This is a genomic window from Streptomyces sp. ITFR-16 (assembly GCF_031844705.1).
Taxonomy (GTDB): Bacteria; Actinomycetota; Actinomycetes; order Streptomycetales; family Streptomycetaceae; genus Streptomyces.
Window position 1 is genome coordinate 1,885,719 of the sequence record NZ_CP134609.1, and the last position, 16,370, is coordinate 1,902,088.

A 16,370-nucleotide genomic window follows, 5' to 3' on the forward strand; every position below is an offset into this window, starting at 1 on the left:
GCGACAGACACACCACCAGGTACAGGGAGAGCCGGCGTGAGCTTGAGGATCGTTGTCTGTGTGAAGTACGTGCCCGACGCGACCGGTGACCGGCATTTCGCCGATGACCTGACGTTGGATCGTGAGGATGTCGACGGTCTGTTGTCGGAGCTGGATGAGTATGCGGTCGAGCAGGCGTTGCGGATCGCGGACGCGGCGGATGATGCGGAGGTCACTGTGTTGACGGTGGGTCCGGAGGATGCCAGGGACGCGTTGCGCAAGGCGTTGTCGATGGGTGCGGACAAGGCGGTTCACGTCGAGGACGACGATCTGCATGGTACGGATGTGATCGGGACGTCGTTGGTGCTGGCGAAGGCGGTCGAGGAGACGGGTTATGACCTGGTGATCTCGGGGATGGCGTCGACGGACGGGGCGATGGGTGTGGTTCCGGCGCTGCTCGCGGAGCGGCTGGGTGTGCCGCAGGTGACGCTGCTGTCCGAGGTGTCGGTGGAGGGCGGTGTGGTGCGGGGGCGCCGGGATGGTGACAGTGCGTCGGAGCGGTTGGAGGCGTCGTTGCCGGCGGTGGTGTCGGTGACCGACCAGTCGGGTGAGGCCCGGTATCCGTCGTTCAAGGGGATCATGGCGGCGAAGAAGAAGCCGGTGCGGTCGCTGGATCTGGATGATCTGGGGATCGGGGCGGAGGAGGTCGGTCTGGGCGGTGCGTGGACCGCTGTCGAGTCCGCGGCGGCGCGTCCGGCGCGCACGGCGGGCACGATCGTGAAGGACGAGGGTGAGGGCGGGAAGGCTCTGGCCGAGTTCCTGGCCGGTCAGAAGTTCATCTGAGTTCCGCGCTGCCCGTTTCTTTTCCCGCCCCCCCGCTTACTTCGTACACGCAGGAGATGGAAGTCCCATGGCTGAAGTTCTCGTCTATGTCGATCACGTGGACGGTGCCGTCCGCAAGCCCACGCTGGAGCTGCTGACGCTGGCGCGTCGTATCGGTGAGCCCGTCGCGGTCGCTGTGGGCGGTGGTGCCGCGGACACCGCGGCCGTGCTCGGGGAGCATGGTGCGGTCAGGGTGCTGACCGCGGAGGATTCCGAGTTCGCGGAGTATCTCGTCGTGCCGAAGGTGGACGCGCTGCAGGCCGCGTACGAGGCGGTGTCGCCGGTGGCGGTGCTGTTGCCTTCTTCGGCGGAGGCCAAGGAGGTCGCGGCGCGTCTCGCGGTGCGGACCGGTTCGGGGATCATCACTGATGCCGTGGACCTGGAGGCGGGTGATGAGGGTCCGGTGGCCACGCAGGCCGTGTTCGCCGCCTCGTACACCACCAGGTCCCGTGTTTCCAGGGGTGTTCCGGTGATCACGGTGAAGCCGAACTCGGCGCCGGTCGAGGCGGCTCCGGCCGCCGGTGCGGTCGAGGCGCTGGTGGTGGCGTTCTCGGCGCAGGCCACCGGTACGAAGGTCGTCTCGCGTACCCCGCGTGAGTCGACGGGGCGTCCGGAGCTGACCGAGGCCGCGATCGTGGTCTCCGGTGGGCGGGGGGTCAACGGTGCGGAGAACTTCGCCGTCATCGAGGCGCTCGCGGACTCGCTGGGTGCGGCGGTGGGTGCCTCGCGTGCGGCGGTCGACGCGGGCTGGTACCCGCACACCAACCAGGTCGGGCAGACGGGTAAGTCGGTCTCGCCGCAGCTGTACATCGCCTCGGGTATCTCCGGCGCGATCCAGCACCGGGCGGGCATGCAGACCTCGAAGACGATCGTCGCGATCAACAAGGACGCCGAGGCCCCGATCTTCGACCTCGTCGACTACGGCGTCGTCGGCGACCTCTTCGACGTCGTCCCCCAGCTCACCGACGAGATCACCACCCGCAAGGGCTGACCCGCACCCTTCGATGATCCGGGGCCGCGCGATGACATCCACCGCGCGGCCCCGGCCCGTGTGCCGGACGGTTCAGCCGAGCAGTTCCTCGACGAGGTCGGCGGCGCGCCGGGTGCCGCCCTCGGCGCGGGCCTCGGCTCGCAGCTCCGCCGAGCGGCGGGCGGTCTCCGGATCGGCGACGAGGGCGGTCAGGGCGTCCCGCAGCGTCTCGGCCGTGGCGTCCGCGGTGTCGATGCGGCGGGCCACACCGAGTTCCACGAGCCGGTCCGCGTTCATGAACTGGTCCGCGCCCTGCGGGACGGCGATCATCGGGACCCCGGTGTACAGCCCTTCGGCGCTGCCGCCCATGCCGGCATGGGTGACGAACGCGTCGGCCTGTTCGAGGATCGCGAACTGCGGCACCCAGGAGTGCACTTCGACGGTGGAGGGGATCGCGCCGAGCTCCGCGCGGTCGGTGTGCCGGCCGATCTGGAGCACGACGTGCCAGCCGGGCAGGTCACCGAACGCCGCGATGCACCGGCGGTAGAAGTCGGGCCGGTCCGTGTACGCCGAGCCCAGCGAGACCAGCAGCACCTTGTCCGCGCCGGCCGGCCGGGTCCAGCTCTGCTCACCGCCCCGCCCGTCGAAGCAGGGCCCGACGAACGTGACCGTGCCGGTGTCCGTGGCGTCCGCGTGCGGCTGCATCGCCCGGGGGATCAGGGCCAGCGTGTCGGCGGGCCGCCCGCAGAAGGCGTCCATGTCCGTGGTGGACGCCCCGCAAGCGCCCAGCCACCGGGTGAACCTCGCCCGGTACGCGTCGGCGCCGGGCAGCGTCCACAGCCGCGCGGCCACGTCCTGCTCGTAGCCCTCCCAGGCGACGAACGTCGCGGACAGCTGCATCAGCGGGCGCCGCTGCGACTCCGCCAGCGCCCGCGCGGCGTACGCGCCGATGTCGTAGAGGTAGAGGTCCGCCGGATCCCGGTCGTAGAAGGCCCGCAGCTGCGCGAGTGCCTGCACGGCCTCGTCCAGGAAGAGCGTCATGACGGCGATGGGGTCGTCGGGCCAGTTGTTGTCGGCGACCGGCAGCACCGAGCCGTACGGGACGAACTCGGCGCCGGTGGCCTCGATCCGCGCGGCCACCACCGGATCGTTGGCGTAGGTCACCCGGTGCCCCCGGGCCACCAGCTCGCGGATGACCTCAAGACTCGGCAGGACGTGGCTGACGGCGGGAATGCCGGCCATGGCGATGTGCGCACGGCGACGTGACATGGGGAATCACTCATTTCGGAGCTACGGCGACGAGGACACGGCGGACCGGTGCGCACACGGGGGTGCCGGCCGCGATCCCCCGTACTGGACGTACTCGGGATCTCGGCCGGTGCAGCGAGAGTGCCTGCCGGGCGCCGCGCGGCAGAGGGGAGTTCGAAGACAGGCCCTAGTCCGCGCCCCGCACCGCCCGCATCCGGAATTCGGGGCGGGCGGTGCCGGCGGGCGCGGTGCCGGACGGGCCGGGTCACCCCGCCGGAGCAACGGCTTCGAGGTCGTCGACCGTGCCCGACATCAGCGTCCGCACATGCGCGGTGACGTGCTCCGCCGGCCAGTCCCACCAGGCCAGTTCGAGGAGCCGGGCGACATCGCGGTCGTCGTAGCGGGTGCGCAGGAGCCGGGCCGGGTTGCCGCCGACGATCCCGTAGTCGGGGACGTCCTGGGTGACCACGGAGCCGGCGCCGATGATCGCGCCGTGGCCGATCCGTACGCCGGGCAGCACGGTCGCGCCGTGGCCGAACCAGACGTCGTTGCCGACGACGGTGTCGCCCCGGTTCGGCAGACCCGTGAGCAGGTCGAAGTGGTCGGCCCACGAGCCGCCCATGGTCGGGAAGGGGAACGTCGAGGGGCCGTCCATCCGGTGGTTGGCGCCGTTCATCAGGAACCGCACCCCGGTCCCGAGGGCGCAGAACCTGCCGATGACCAGCTTCTCCGGGCCGTAGTGGTAGAGCACGTTGCGCGTCTCGAACGCGGTGGCGTCGTCCGGGTCGTCGTAGTACGTGTACTCCCCCACCTCGATCAGCGGGGACGTGACCAGGGGTCTGAGCTGCACCACCCTCGGCTGGCCGGGCATCGGGTGGACCACCGTCGGGTCGGCGGGTACGGGCATGGAGCGCGGTCCTCACGGGTGGCGGGCAGGAACGGCCCATGATCGCGCGTGCCGCCCCGCCGCGACAGCGAATTGACGTGTCGCGACGGGGCGGGGCCGGTTCAGGGCTGGATCGGCATCGTCCAGCAGTTGGACGTGGCCGGCTTGCCCGAGAGGCGGGCGGTCATCCAGGAGATCGCGTCGCCCTGGTCGGTGATGAGCGGGACCAGGTGGTTGGTGAGGATCTTGTCGCCCAGGTTGGGCAGGACGACGGCGTCGTAGGTGACGGCGGCGCCCTTGCGGCACCAGTCCACGGCCAGTTGGCGCGCCTGGCCGTGCGGCACGATGTCGTCCTGCACGCCGGTCGCCAGCCGCACCGGGCCCGTCGGCTTCAGGGTGCCGATGCGCTGCCGGTCGAGCGCGGCCTGCGCGCGGGTTTCGGCGGCGATGACCTCTCCGAGGGACTTGCCGCTGATGGTCCACTTGGTGCTCTTGGTGAAGCCGTAGCCGAGGATCGCGTCGCCGACACACATGGTCGAGGCGTCCTTCAGCGCGGCCCGGCCGGCGTCGTTGATGTTCTTCTCGACGACGTCCCTGACATCGGGGTCGGACTGGGCGAAGCCGTTGATGGACCAGGCCAGGGCGCCGGCGAGGGCGCTGCCGTCGATGCCCTTCATGACCGCGGTCAGATCGGCGGGCGGCGCGCCCACATACGTACCGGCGAGCTTGACGTCGGGGGCGTAGGAGGGCTGGAGTTTGGCGGCGGCGCCGCTGGCCCCGCCGCCCTGGCTGTAGCCGTAGAGGCCGGTGCGGGAGTCGGGGGTGAGCGAGGTGCCGGGCAGTGCGTGGGCGGCGCGGGCCGCGTCCAGCAGGGCGTGGCCCTCGTCGAGCCGGTTGACGTAGGTGTGGAGCCGGTCGGTGGTGCCCAGGCCCGCGTAGTCGGTGACCACGACGGCGACGCCGGCGGACAGCAGCCGGTAGACCGCGAGGATCTCGTAGCCGACCGAGACGGTCTCGCCGTTGAGGGTCAGCGGGTTCTGGAGGGCCAGCGAGGGGGCGCACTGGTCGCCCTGGCCCATGGTGCCCGAGGCGAGTGCCACCAGGGGCCGGGGTCCCGAGCCCTTCCAGGCGGCCGACGGTTCGATGTAGGCGCCGGTCACCGCGACGGGCTGCCCGGCCGAGTCGGTGGACTTGTACATCAGCCGGGTCGCCGTGCCCGGCAGCGGGCGGCCGTCCAGGCCGGGCAGGCTCAGCCCGAGCGGCAGGGGCTCGTGCCGGACCACTGCCCCGTTGGCGGCGGGCAGTTCGGCGGGCGGACTGTAGAAGTCGGGGATGGTCACGCCCCGGGACACCACGGGCGGCTGCCCTTCGGTGGCCGACGCGGGTGTCGCGTACGCGGCCACGCAGGCCGCCGCCGTGACGGCGACGGCCACCGCGCGGACGGCACCGGGACGCTGCCCTCGGCCGGGGGACGCCGTCGGGTGGGTGGTGGGGGCGGTGGAACGCGAACGGGTGCTCTTGCGGCTCACAGCTCACTCCTCGCTCTGCTCCGAATGCGGGTGAGCGCAAGCTAGCAGTGAGCGTTTTCAGCGTTGCCTCTCCAGGGTGAGGACGGCTTTGGTGATGACGGTCATGCGGTTGGGGCTGATGCGGGATCTGCGGAAGATTTGCCAGGACTTGAGCCGTGCCATGCCGCGTTCGACGGGTGCCCGGGCTGCGGACAGGGCCCGGTTCCGGGTTCGGTCGGTGGGGGCGAGTTCCCCGCCTGGCGGGCGGCGCTTGGCTGTGGTGACCCAGTCGCCGGCACCGATGTAGGCCATGTCGGCGAGGACCGGGACGCCCTGGCGTTCGCAGATCCGAAGGATCCTGTGGGCGCGGGCGGCGGTCAGATCGTGGGTCCGGCCCGGCAGCGCGGGCGAGATCCACAGGATCTCTCCGGCTGGGTCGGTGACGACCTGCACGTTCACCCCGTGCCGCTTGTGCTTCGCAGAGTAGTCGGCCTTGCCGTCGCCGACGCGGTCGCACTCGGCGAGCGTGCCGTCCAGGAGGACGAATTCCGGGTCGTGCGAGCGCAGCGTCTTGAGCAGGCCCGGTGCCTGGTCGGCGAGCAGGCCGGTGACGGAGGTGACGTAGGCATGGGCGGTGCCGACGGATATCCCGAAGCCGGCGGCGATGCGGGCGAGAGTGTCGTGGCGGCGCAGGTACACGAGTGCGACCAGCGCACGACGGTGCGGCGGGAGTTTGCACCGGCGGTCACCCTCACGGATGACGATGAGCATCGCGACCCACTCGACCAGGGCGTGAGGCAGGTCGAGTGCGGCAGGATACGGAACCAACAGGGCTCCTGTGCTGCTGAGTTGAGACGTCGAACACCTCCCTCAACGGCGCGGGAGCCCTGTCCGTTGCGCACCCCGACCTTCACACCGCTCCGTCACCCGATCAGTAGCCACGCTGAAAACGCTCAGTGGTAGTTACCGCAAGTAACCAGTGAGTAAGTTACGCTGTGGTAACTATCGCGGGGGTCTCCGGAGGAGCGAACGCGGCTTGCGGGGCAGCCGAGTTGCCTATCCTGGGCCCGAGCTGATCATTCGCCGCCTTCCGCACCCTGGAGTCCGCCATGTCCCGACCGGAGAACGACGCCACCGCCCTGCGCATCGACACCAGCAAGCCGCATCCGGCGCGGATGTACGACTGGTTCCTCGGCGGCAAGGACAACTACCCGGTGGACGAGGCGATGGGCCGTCAGATGCTCGCCGTCGAACCCGGCGTCCCGGTGATGGCGAAGGTGAACCGCGCCTTCATGCACCGCGCCACCCGCTGGCTGTCCGGCCAGGGCGTACGGCAGTTCCTCGACATCGGGACCGGGATACCCACCGAGCCCAACCTCCACCAGGTGGCCCAGGAGGCCGCGCCCGAGACCCGGGTCGTCTACTGCGACAACGACCCGATCGTGCTGGCGCACGCCGAGGCCCTGCTGACGGGCACGCCCGAGGGCGTCATCGACTACGTGCAGGCCGACGCGCGGAACGTGGACTCGATCCTCGAACACGCCGGGAAGACCCTGGACTTCGGCCGGCCGGTCGCGCTGTCACTGATCTCCCTGCTGCACTTCGTGAGCGACGAGGACGGCGCGTACGAGCTGGTGAACCGGCTGACCGAGGTGCTGGCGCCGGGCAGCTATCTGGTGATCTCGCACCTCACGGCAGACTTCCACCCGGAGGAGGCCCGCAAGGTCGACGAGATGTACCGGGCCAACACCCTCACGCTCGCGCCGCGCAACCGCGCCCAGTTCACCGCGTTCTTCGACGGACTGGAGATCGTCGAGCCCGGCATCGTCGCCGCCGAGGCCTGGCACCCCGAGCTCGGTGAGCCGGTCCCCGGCCAGGACGACATCGTCAGCGCCGGATACGTGGCGCTGGGCCGCAAGCCGTAACCCCGCCCTCCCGCCGACGCCGCCGGCACGGGCGGCAGTCGGCCGTCCCCGGTGTCGGTGCCCTGTGTGATGATGCACGGAAAAACGGCCCGGCCCGGGGATGGCCGGGCAGGGCACAGGGGGCGGGAGCAGCGTGACCAAGGGTGGGACGTCCATACCGGACGAGGAGTGGGAGCGGTTCCTGCAGGACGCCGAGGCGGGGACGCCCGGCGCCCCCGAGGAGCCGTCGGCCCGGGCCCGGATGGTGGCCCGGCGGCTGCGCGAGGAGCCCGGACCGCCCGGTGGATGGCGTACCCACGAGCCGCCCCGGAGGCGGCGGGGCAAGGGCTGGTACGTGGTGGGGTTCCTCGTCGTGGTCGCCCTGTTCGTGGTGGCGTCGGACCCCGGCCGGGTGACCAACTGGTTCGGCGGCGACGACGGCGGGGGCACGACGCGCGCCGCGGAGCCGGAGCGGCCCGACGCGCCGCCGGCCACCGGGGCGGCCTTCGAGACCCCGACCCCGGACGACCCGTTCCGGGGCTCCCCGGCCGACGCCTGGAAGGACGGGGTCGCGGGGATCACGCTGCCGGCGGCCCGGGCGACCGGCTGGATGAGCGAGAAGGACGTCGCCCGGACGCTCGAACGGAGCCGGGACTTCCTGGTCGCATCCAATCTGGACCCCGGTGTGCTGCGCGGGGAGCGGCCGGCAGCCGCCATCGCCCTGCTCAATCCGCGACAGAAGGACGTCCAGAACTACCTGGCACACGCGTTCGACACGCCGAGCCGGAAGAACGACCCCCTGAAGATGTTCAGCCGCTTCGCACCGTCGAAGGTGCGGCTCGTCGGCGACGCCGTCAGGACACGCGGATGGATCACCTTCCGGAAGGGCGAGCGGGGCGCGGTCGAGGTGACCAGCGATGTCACCTACGTCTATCCGGTCGTGCGCGCGGCGGAGGGCAGCGACGAGGTCGCGCGGACCGTCGTGCGCCGCGAGACCGTGATGAGCTGGGACGACCCGTCGAAGGTGATCATCGAGCCGGGCACCTTCTCGCTCGTGTCCTACAAGGCGGACACCGCCAACGGCGGCTGTGACAACGTCTCCGGCTTCTTCGTGCCGGAGTTCCCCTCCGACCGCAGGAGCACCGGCGAGGGCCCCGAGGTCGATCCGTACGAGCGGGGCGACTCGATGGACCAGCACATGGCGTCCGGCACCGAGGGGCAGTGCCGGGAGGCCACCCGGCTCTAGGGCCTGCCCGGGCGCAGTCGCGCCGAACGGGGGCGGGCGGCTTCCCCGCGTCGTACGCTTCCATCCGTGACCAGCAAATCCGACGCGGCGCAGCGGTTGCGCGACCTCGCGCGGCTGCGGCAGGTCCGCGACCGGATCGACCGGGAGTACGCGCAGCCGCTGGACGTCGAGGCGCTGGCGCGCGGGGCGCACATGTCGGCCGGCCACCTGAGCCGCGAGTTCCGGCGCGCCTACGGCGAGTCACCGTACAGCTATCTGATGACCCGGCGCATCGAGCGGGCGATGGCGCTGCTGCGCCGGGGCGACCTCAGCGTCACCGAGGTCTGCTTCGAGGTCGGCTGCTCCTCACTGGGGACCTTCAGCACCCGCTTCACCGAGCTGGTCGGCATGCCGCCCAGCACCTACCGGCAGGAGGCGGCGCTGGGGACGGCGGGGATTCCCTCGTGCGTGGCGAAACAGGTGACCAGGCCGGTCAGGAATCGAGAAGCGCGGCCACCGGGCCCCCGCTAGCGTGACGGGCATGGACATCCCGACGCGTACGGCTGTCCGCCCGCCCCGACCGAGGGAGACACGATGAGCAGGGCCACCGGGACGGGCGAGCGGCACATCGCCGACAGCCACGATCTGATCCGTGTGCACGGGGCGCGCGTGAACAATCTGAAGGACGTCAGCATCGAGATCCCGAAGCGCCGGCTGACGGTGTTCACGGGGGTCTCCGGCTCCGGCAAGAGCTCGCTGGTGTTCAACACGATCGCGGCCGAGTCGCAGCGGCTGATCAACGAGACGTACAGCGCCTTCGTCCAGGGGTTCATGCCCACCCTGGCGCGGCCCGAGGTCGATGTCCTGGAGGGGCTGACGACCGCGATCATCGTCGACCAGCAGCGGATGGGCGGCGACACCCGCTCCACGGTCGGCACCGCCACCGACGCCAACGCGATGCTGCGCATCCTGTTCAGCCGGCTCGGCAAGCCGCACATCGGCCCGCCGAGCGCGTACTCCTTCAATACGGCCTCGGTCCGGGCGGCCGGCGCGATCACGGTCGAGCGCGGCAACAGGAAGGCCGTGAAGGCGACCTTCAGCAGGACCGGCGGGATGTGTCCCCGCTGCGAGGGCCGGGGCACGGTCTCCGACATCGACCTCACCCAGCTCTACGACGACTCCAAATCGCTGGCCGAGGGCGCCTTCACCATCCCCGGCTGGAAGTCGGACAGCTTCTGGACCGTGCGGGTCTACGCCGAGTCGGGTCTGCTCGACCCGGACAAGCCGATCCGCAAGTACACCAAGAAGGAGATGCAGGACTTCCTCCACCGGGAGCCGACCAAGGTGAAGGTCGAGGGGGTGAACCTCACCTACGAGGGGCTGATCCCCAAGATCCAGAAGTCGTTCCTGTCCAAGGACAAGGACGCGCTCCAGCCGCACATCCGGGCCTTCGTGGAGCGGGCGGTCACCTTCACCACCTGCCCCGAGTGCGACGGCACCCGGCTGAGCGAGGGGGCCCGCTCGTCGAAGATCAAGCGGATCTCCATCGCCGACGCCTGCGCGATGCAGATCAGCGATCTGGCCGCGTGGATCGGGGACCTGGACGAGCCCTCGGTGGCACCGCTGCTCTCCGCGCTCCGGCAGACGCTCGACTCGTTCGTCGAGATCGGTCTCGGCTACCTCGCGCTCGACCGCCCGGCGGGCACCCTGTCCGGCGGCGAGGCGCAGCGCGTCAAGATGATCCGCCACCTCGGGTCCTCGCTCACCGACACCACATATGTCTTCGACGAGCCCACCGCAGGGCTGCACCCCCATGACATCCAGCGGATGAACAATCTGCTGCTGCGGCTGCGGGACAAGGGCAACACGGTGCTCGTCGTGGAGCACAAGCCGGAGACGATCGCCGTCGCCGACCATGTCGTCGACCTCGGTCCCGGCGCCGGTACGGCGGGCGGCACGGTCTGCTTCGAGGGCACGGTCGAGGGGCTGCGGGCCTCGGACACCGTCACCGGCCGCCACTTCGACGACCGGGCCTCGCTCAAGGAGAAGCCGCGCGAGCCCAGCGGCGTGCTGGAGGTGCGGGGCGCGACGGCGAACAACCTGCGGGGCATCGACGTGGACATCCCGCTCGGGGTGCTCACCGTCGTCACCGGTGTCGCCGGGTCCGGCAAGAGCTCGCTGATCCACGGTTCGGTCTCCGGCCGGGACGGGGTGGTGACGGTCGACCAGGGCGCGATCCGCGGCTCCCGGCGCAGCAACCCGGCCACGTACACCGGGCTGCTCGACCCGATCCGCAAGGCGTTCGCCAAGGCCAACGACGTGAAGCCGGCCCTGTTCAGCGCCAACTCCGAGGGCGCGTGCCCCACGTGCAACGGGGCGGGTGTCGTCTTCACGGACCTGGCGATGATGGCGGGGGTCGCCACGGTCTGCGAGGAGTGCGAGGGGAAGCGGTTCCAGGCCTCGGTGCTCGAATACCGCCTCGGCGGCCGTGACATCAGCGAGGTCCTGGCGATGTCCGTGACTCAGGCCGAGGAGTTCTTCGGCGCCGGCGAGGCCCGGACCCCGGCCGCACACCGTGTGCTCGGACGGCTCGCGGACGTCGGGCTGGGCTATCTCAGCCTCGGGCAGCCGCTCACCACGCTGTCGGGCGGCGAGCGGCAGCGGCTGAAGCTGGCGACCCACATGGGCGAGAAGGGCGGTGTCCACGTCCTCGACGAGCCGACCACCGGTCTGCATCTCGCCGATGTCGAGCAACTGCTCGGCCTGCTGGACCGGCTCGTCGACGCCGGCAAGTCCGTCGTCGTCATCGAGCACCACCAGGCGGTCATGGCGCACGCCGACTGGATCATCGACCTCGGCCCCGGAGCCGGTCACGACGGCGGCACGCTCGTCTTCGAGGGCACGCCCGCCGATCTGGTCGCCGCCCGGTCCACCGTCACCGGCGAGCATCTCGCGGACTACGTGGGCGCCTGACCCGCTTCACCCCGTATGCCCCGGCCCGCCGGCCCACCGGCGGGCCGGGGCATATGCCGTTCGAACAGGACCGGTTCAGGCAGGCGCGGCATCGTGTGCGATGAGTGACGAAACCTGGCACATCGCCACCATCCCTTCACAGCACAGCTATTGAACCCGGAACGTTTTTCGGACACACCTCCGGTGCGCGGCGCCGCTGAGCGGTGAGCGGAGGTTCATCCGGAACGATCGCCATCGCTAATCGGATCTAACCTTTCCGCAACAGCGGCCCCCCGGGCGGCCTGTGGTCACCGCAGGTGGATGGGGAGCGGGGCGACATTCCGCAATCAGGTCCGGGACCCGGTCATGATCCATGTGATCGCTGGTCAGGACGGCCTCCAGCACGGCAGTTCACCGATTCCGCTTAGCCGCGGGCGGTTCACCGTACAGGCATTTCTGACAGAGTTGGACCGCTTCGGCGGCCTTAAGTGAGCGCAAATTTTCGACGATGTACGCATCGGTAGTTACGTGCTACGGCATAGGATCAAGCCGCGCCACTGGAGCCCCGCCCACTCCGCCTGTCCCATCCGCAACTGTGCACACGATGTACCAGCGTCCCTACCGACACCCCACAACCCGTTAACAGGTATCTGCGTGTCACCGATACTCAGCACCGGTTCCGGCGATGGAGCCGCGCAGTGAAAATCAATCGTCGCCTCGTCCTGCTCGTCACCGCGCCCCTCACCGTTGCGGTCACCTTCTCGGTTCTGGCCCTCGCACCCGCCACCAACCAGGCGCTCCAGGCCAACCGACTGACGGCGATGGTCGATGTCGCCGCCAGCGCCGGTGATTTAACGCACCAACTGCAGCGTGAGCGTGCCGCCGCAACCGCCCTGGTCTCCAAACAGGGTGACGCGGACGCCTTCCAGACCACGTCCGCAGCGACCGACAAGAGCATCGCCACCTTCAACAGCAAGATCGGCGGCCTGTCCGAGGTGCCCGGCAGCGCCCAGGCCAATCTGGACCGCATCAAACGCTTCATGGACGAACTGCCGGCCCTGCGCGCCCAGGTGCGCTCCGGCAGCAGCACCATCTCCGCGCTCGCCTTCGGCTACCGGATCGTCATCGCCGACCTCAACGGCTACCGCGACGGCATCGCGCAGGCCGACGGTGTCGACGCCGACATCGCGGACCGGATCCGCGCCGCCGCCGCCCTGTCCGAGGCCGCCGAGCACACGGCCCAGCAGCAGGTCACGGTGATGAGGGCGCAGGCCGCGGGCGGCTTCACGGTCGCCTCGCAGCGTACGTTCGACGCCAGCCGGCTCGGCTACACGGAGTCCACCGGCGTGCTGTTCGGCCTCGGTCCCAGCGAATGGCGGACCTGGCTGGAACGCACCCTGTCCGGCCCGAAGGCGCTGGAGGCCCGTCGGCTGGAGGACCAGATCGGCCGCACCGGCACCAGCCGGGGCATCGATGTCACCCCGAAGGCCTGGCAGCAGGCCTCCGACGACCGCCAGACGCTGCTGCGTTCGGTGGAGAAGCGCATCGACGCGTCCGTCTACGCCACGGTCTCGAAGGAACGCACCCAACTCCTGTGGACCGCCGGGGCCGAGGTCGCCCTGGTGCTGCTGACCCTGGTGGGCGCCGTCGTCGTCGCCGTCCGCCTCGGCCGCGTCATGATCCGGCGGCTGCGCGACCTGCGCAACGCCGCGCACGAGGTCGCCCACACCGGACTCCCCGCCGTGATGAGCGAGCTCTCCCGGCCCGGCGCGCTGAGCGGCTCGACGCCCGAGCAGGTCGCCGAGCGGTCCGGCAACCCCGTCGGGACCACGGGCGGGGACGAGATCGGTGAGGTCGGTGAGGCGTTCAACGCCGTCCACCACGAGGCCGTCCGGCTCGCCGCCCAACAGGCGCGGGTGCACGAGCAGTTCGCCGAGACCCTGGTCCGGGTCGCCCGCCGGGGCGCGCAGCTGACCAGCGTCATGGTGTCCGAGCTGGACGCGGTGCAGCGCGACGAGGCCGACCCCGAGCGCATGAAGACCCTCTTCGCGCTCGACCACCTCGCCATCCGCATGGAGCGCAACACCAACAACCTGCTGGTCCTGGGCGGTTACGGCAACGCCCGGGTGCGCTCGGCCGACATCGGCTGCTCGACCGTCATCGTGGCCGCCGCCCAGCAGATCGAGCGCTTCGACCGGGTGTCCCTCGGCGTCATCGAGTCGGGCATCGGCATCGCCGCCCGGGCCGTGCACGACGTGGCACACATCCTGGCCGAACTCCTCGACAACGCGACCCGGTTCTCGCCGCCCGACGCTCAGGTGGGGGTCGCCGTGTGGCGGCTGTGGGACCGGGCCGTCGTCCAGATCGTCGACGAGGGCGTGGGGATCACGGCCGAACGCCGTGCCGTCCACAACGCCGCCCTGCGCGAGCCGCAGGCCGGCATCGGGGACGTGCGGTCCATGGGTCTGCACGTGGTGGCACGGCTCGCGGCGCGTCACGGCATCGTTGTCGAGCTGCGCGACTCCTCGGGCCCCGGCACCATCGCCGAGGTCACCCTGCCCGCGGGCGTGCTGGCCGCGGTCCCCGAGGAGACCGCACCGGCGCAGGGCGCCGACGGCCAGGAGCGCGCCGTCCGCTACGAGGCGCCCCGCCCGATCAGCGCGCTCGGGCACCCCGGGCGCAGACAGCCCGGCACCGCGGGCGGCCGGGCCGGCCGGCCCGTCGGCGGGGGGATCGGCGCCCGCAAGGACGCCGACGCCGCGAGGACCTCCCACGAGGGCGACGCGAACACCGCCACCGATGTGCGCGAGCGCGCCACCACGGCGGCGCCGCACCCCGTGCACGACGAACCCGTCTCGCGCATCGCCGGCGTCAGCTCCTCCGGGCTGCCCCTGCGGCAGCGCAACACGCCCCAGCAGTGGCCCAGCCTGGGCAACCGGGGCGGCACCGATCAGCGGTCCGGCGCCGCCGCGCCGCGGCCGTCGCCCCGCCGCCGGGACTCCCGGCAGGTCTCCGACGTCCTCGCGGCCTACGCCCAGGGGATCAGCCGGAGCACGAACACCCGCGGGCGTTCCGCCACCGACGACGACACCGAACGGACCAAGAAATGACCTCACCCACCGACCTGAGCTGGATCCTGAGCGACTTCGCCGGACGCATCCCGGAGGTCACCCAGGCGATAGCCGTGTCCGTGGACGGACTCGCGCTGGCCTACACGGGTGTGGAGCGTGACGACGCCGACCGGCTGGCGGCCATCGCCTCCGGCGTCGTCAACCTGCTCTCCGCCGCGGCGCAGTTGACGAACACCGACCCCGTCGAGCACAGCCTCACCGCGATGGAGGGGGGCTACATGTTCTCGATGGCCGTCTCCAGCGGCGCCTCCCTGCTGGTGACCACCACCCGGGACGCGGACATCGGCGAGGTCAGCTACATGATGTCCGAGCTGATCAACCAGGTCGGTGACTCCCTGTCCCCCCAGGTCCGCACCCCCAGCGGCTTGCCCGCCCACTGATTGTCGGCCGTTCCCCCACCGCCGCACCCGGCCCGTCCGCCGACCCCGCTCGGCGGCCGGGTCACCCCGTTCCGCCCATTACTCCCCCGATGAGAGCCCTCATGTTCTTCGACATATCCCGTCCACGCCACCGCAGAATCCGGCCGGTGGGCGCTGCCGCCCTCGCCATCGGGCTGGCAGCCGTCACCGGGTGCAGCAGCGACAGCGGCACCGGCGACGAGACCGTGAAGGTCGGCCTGGTGGCCTCCCTGTCCGGCACCTACAAGCCGGTCGGTACGGACCTGCGCGCCGGCTTCGAGCTGTATCTGAAGACGCACGGCAACAAGCTCGGCGGCCGCAAGGTCGAGCTGATCGTCGCGGACGAGGGCGACGGTCCCCCCACCGCCGTTCCCGCCGCCACCAAGCTGGTCAAGAAGGACAAGGTCGATGTGCTGACGGGCCTGGTCAGCGGTGGCTCGGTCGCCGCGGTGATGCCGCTGGTCAACCAGGCCAAGATCCCCTTCCTCGGGTCGAACGCCCGCCCGCCGGTCAAGGACCTCAAGTACGTCTGGACGACGAGCTTCATGTCCGACGAGCCGGGCAAGGCCATCGCCCCGTACGTCAAGGAGAAGGTGAACGGCCCGGTCTACGCGATCGGCCCGGACTACCAGGGCGGTTACGACGAACTGCGCGGCTTCACCGACGAGTTCAAGCGCATCAAGGGCAAGCTCGCCAACCCGGACGGCAAGACGACCTGGACGCCGTTCCCGAAGACCACGAACTTCATGCCGTACTTCGCCGACATCGCCAAGACGGACGCGAAGGCGGTCTACTCCTTCTACGCCGGCAAGGCCGCGATCGACTTCGCCAAGCAGTACGCGCAGTCCGACGTCGCCGACCTGCCGCTGTACACGGCCTTCGTCACCGAGGGCAGCGTGCTCCAGGCGCAGGGCGACGCGGCGAAGGACATCTACTCGGTCCTGAACTACGCCCCCGACCTCGACAACGCGGCCAACCGCAAGTTCGCCGCCGACTGGACGGCCGAGCACGACACCCAGCCGACCACGTACGCGATGTCCTCGTACGACGCGGCCGCCGTGCTGGACAAGGCGATCGCCGACGCCGCGAAGAAGGGCGACGTGACGCCCGAGACCATCAACACGGCCATCGCGGGCCTGGGCCAGATCGACAGCCCGCGCGGCGCCTGGGAGTTCGGCGAGAAGGCGCACTCCCCGGTGCAGACCTGGTACCTGCGCCAGGTGCGCCCCGACGGCAACCAGCTCGCCAACGTCATGGTCCAGGACCTGGCGACCCTCGGCGGCTGAC

At 70.7% G+C, this 16,370-nt stretch carries 13 protein-coding genes; 9 read left to right on the forward strand and 4 right to left on the reverse strand.

Translation table 11 applies throughout. The features are described 5' to 3' along the window. Positions 1–36: 36 nt before the first annotated feature. The gene (locus RLT58_RS08345; protein ID WP_311309764.1) at positions 37–822 is read left to right on the forward strand and encodes an electron transfer flavoprotein subunit beta/FixA family protein; all 786 of its coding nucleotides are present in this window, start codon (positions 37–39) and stop codon (positions 820–822) included. Positions 823–889: 67 nt separating this feature from the next. After that, positions 890–1,852 carry an electron transfer flavoprotein subunit alpha/FixB family protein gene (locus RLT58_RS08350; protein WP_311309765.1) on the forward strand — a complete coding sequence of 321 codons (963 nt, stop codon included), beginning with the start codon at positions 890–892 and terminating at the stop codon, positions 1,850–1,852. A 72-nt stretch (positions 1,853–1,924) separates the two neighbouring features. On the opposite strand, the gene RLT58_RS08355 is transcribed toward RLT58_RS08350, so the two are convergent. From RLT58_RS08355 to RLT58_RS08370, 4 genes are all read right to left on the reverse strand, one after another. Continuing rightward, positions 1,925–3,100, reverse strand: a complete 1,176-nt coding sequence (locus RLT58_RS08355; RefSeq protein ID WP_311309766.1) for a macrolide family glycosyltransferase — start codon at positions 3,098–3,100, stop codon at positions 1,925–1,927. 244 nt (positions 3,101–3,344) lie between these two features. After that, on the reverse strand, positions 3,345–3,986 hold the full coding sequence (locus RLT58_RS08360) for a CatB-related O-acetyltransferase (protein WP_311309767.1): 642 nt from the start codon (positions 3,984–3,986) through the stop codon (positions 3,345–3,347). A gap of 101 nt (positions 3,987–4,087) precedes the next feature. Beyond that, positions 4,088–5,494, reverse strand: a complete 1,407-nt coding sequence (locus RLT58_RS08365) for a lipase family protein (RefSeq protein ID WP_311309768.1) — start codon at positions 5,492–5,494, stop codon at positions 4,088–4,090. 57 nt (positions 5,495–5,551) lie between these two features. Next, on the reverse strand, positions 5,552–6,301 hold the full coding sequence (locus tag RLT58_RS08370; protein WP_311309592.1) for a transposase family protein: 750 nt from the start codon (positions 6,299–6,301) through the stop codon (positions 5,552–5,554). 281 nt (positions 6,302–6,582) lie between these two features. Here RLT58_RS08370 and RLT58_RS08375 point away from each other — a divergent pair, with 281 nt between their 5' ends. From RLT58_RS08375 to RLT58_RS08405, 7 genes are all read left to right on the forward strand, one after another. Further along, positions 6,583–7,398 carry an SAM-dependent methyltransferase gene (locus tag RLT58_RS08375; RefSeq protein ID WP_311309769.1) on the forward strand — a complete coding sequence of 272 codons (816 nt, stop codon included), beginning with the start codon at positions 6,583–6,585 and terminating at the stop codon, positions 7,396–7,398. 133 nt (positions 7,399–7,531) lie between these two features. After that, positions 7,532–8,623 (forward strand): hypothetical protein, encoded by a 1,092-nt coding sequence (locus tag RLT58_RS08380; protein WP_311309770.1) that lies wholly within the window; start codon positions 7,532–7,534, stop codon positions 8,621–8,623. Between the two features lie 66 nt (positions 8,624–8,689). Then, positions 8,690–9,133, forward strand: coding sequence for a helix-turn-helix transcriptional regulator (locus RLT58_RS08385; RefSeq protein WP_311309771.1), 444 nt, complete (start codon positions 8,690–8,692; stop codon positions 9,131–9,133). Positions 9,134–9,196: 63 nt separating this feature from the next. Further along, positions 9,197–11,575, forward strand: a complete 2,379-nt coding sequence (locus tag RLT58_RS08390) for an ATP-binding cassette domain-containing protein (RefSeq protein WP_311309772.1) — start codon at positions 9,197–9,199, stop codon at positions 11,573–11,575. Positions 11,576–12,252: 677 nt separating this feature from the next. Further along, entirely contained in the window at positions 12,253–14,664 is a 2,412-nt protein-coding gene (locus tag RLT58_RS08395; RefSeq protein ID WP_311309773.1) for a sensor histidine kinase, read from the forward strand. Beyond that, positions 14,661–15,065 (forward strand): roadblock/LC7 domain-containing protein, encoded by a 405-nt coding sequence (locus RLT58_RS08400; protein ID WP_311309774.1) that lies wholly within the window; start codon positions 14,661–14,663, stop codon positions 15,063–15,065. Before RLT58_RS08395 ends, RLT58_RS08400 begins: the two co-directional genes overlap by 4 nt. 101 nt (positions 15,066–15,166) lie before the next feature. Further along, positions 15,167–16,369 carry an ABC transporter substrate-binding protein gene (locus RLT58_RS08405; RefSeq protein ID WP_311309775.1) on the forward strand — a complete coding sequence of 401 codons (1,203 nt, stop codon included), beginning with the start codon at positions 15,167–15,169 and terminating at the stop codon, positions 16,367–16,369. The last annotated feature ends 1 nt before the right edge of the window (position 16,370 follow it).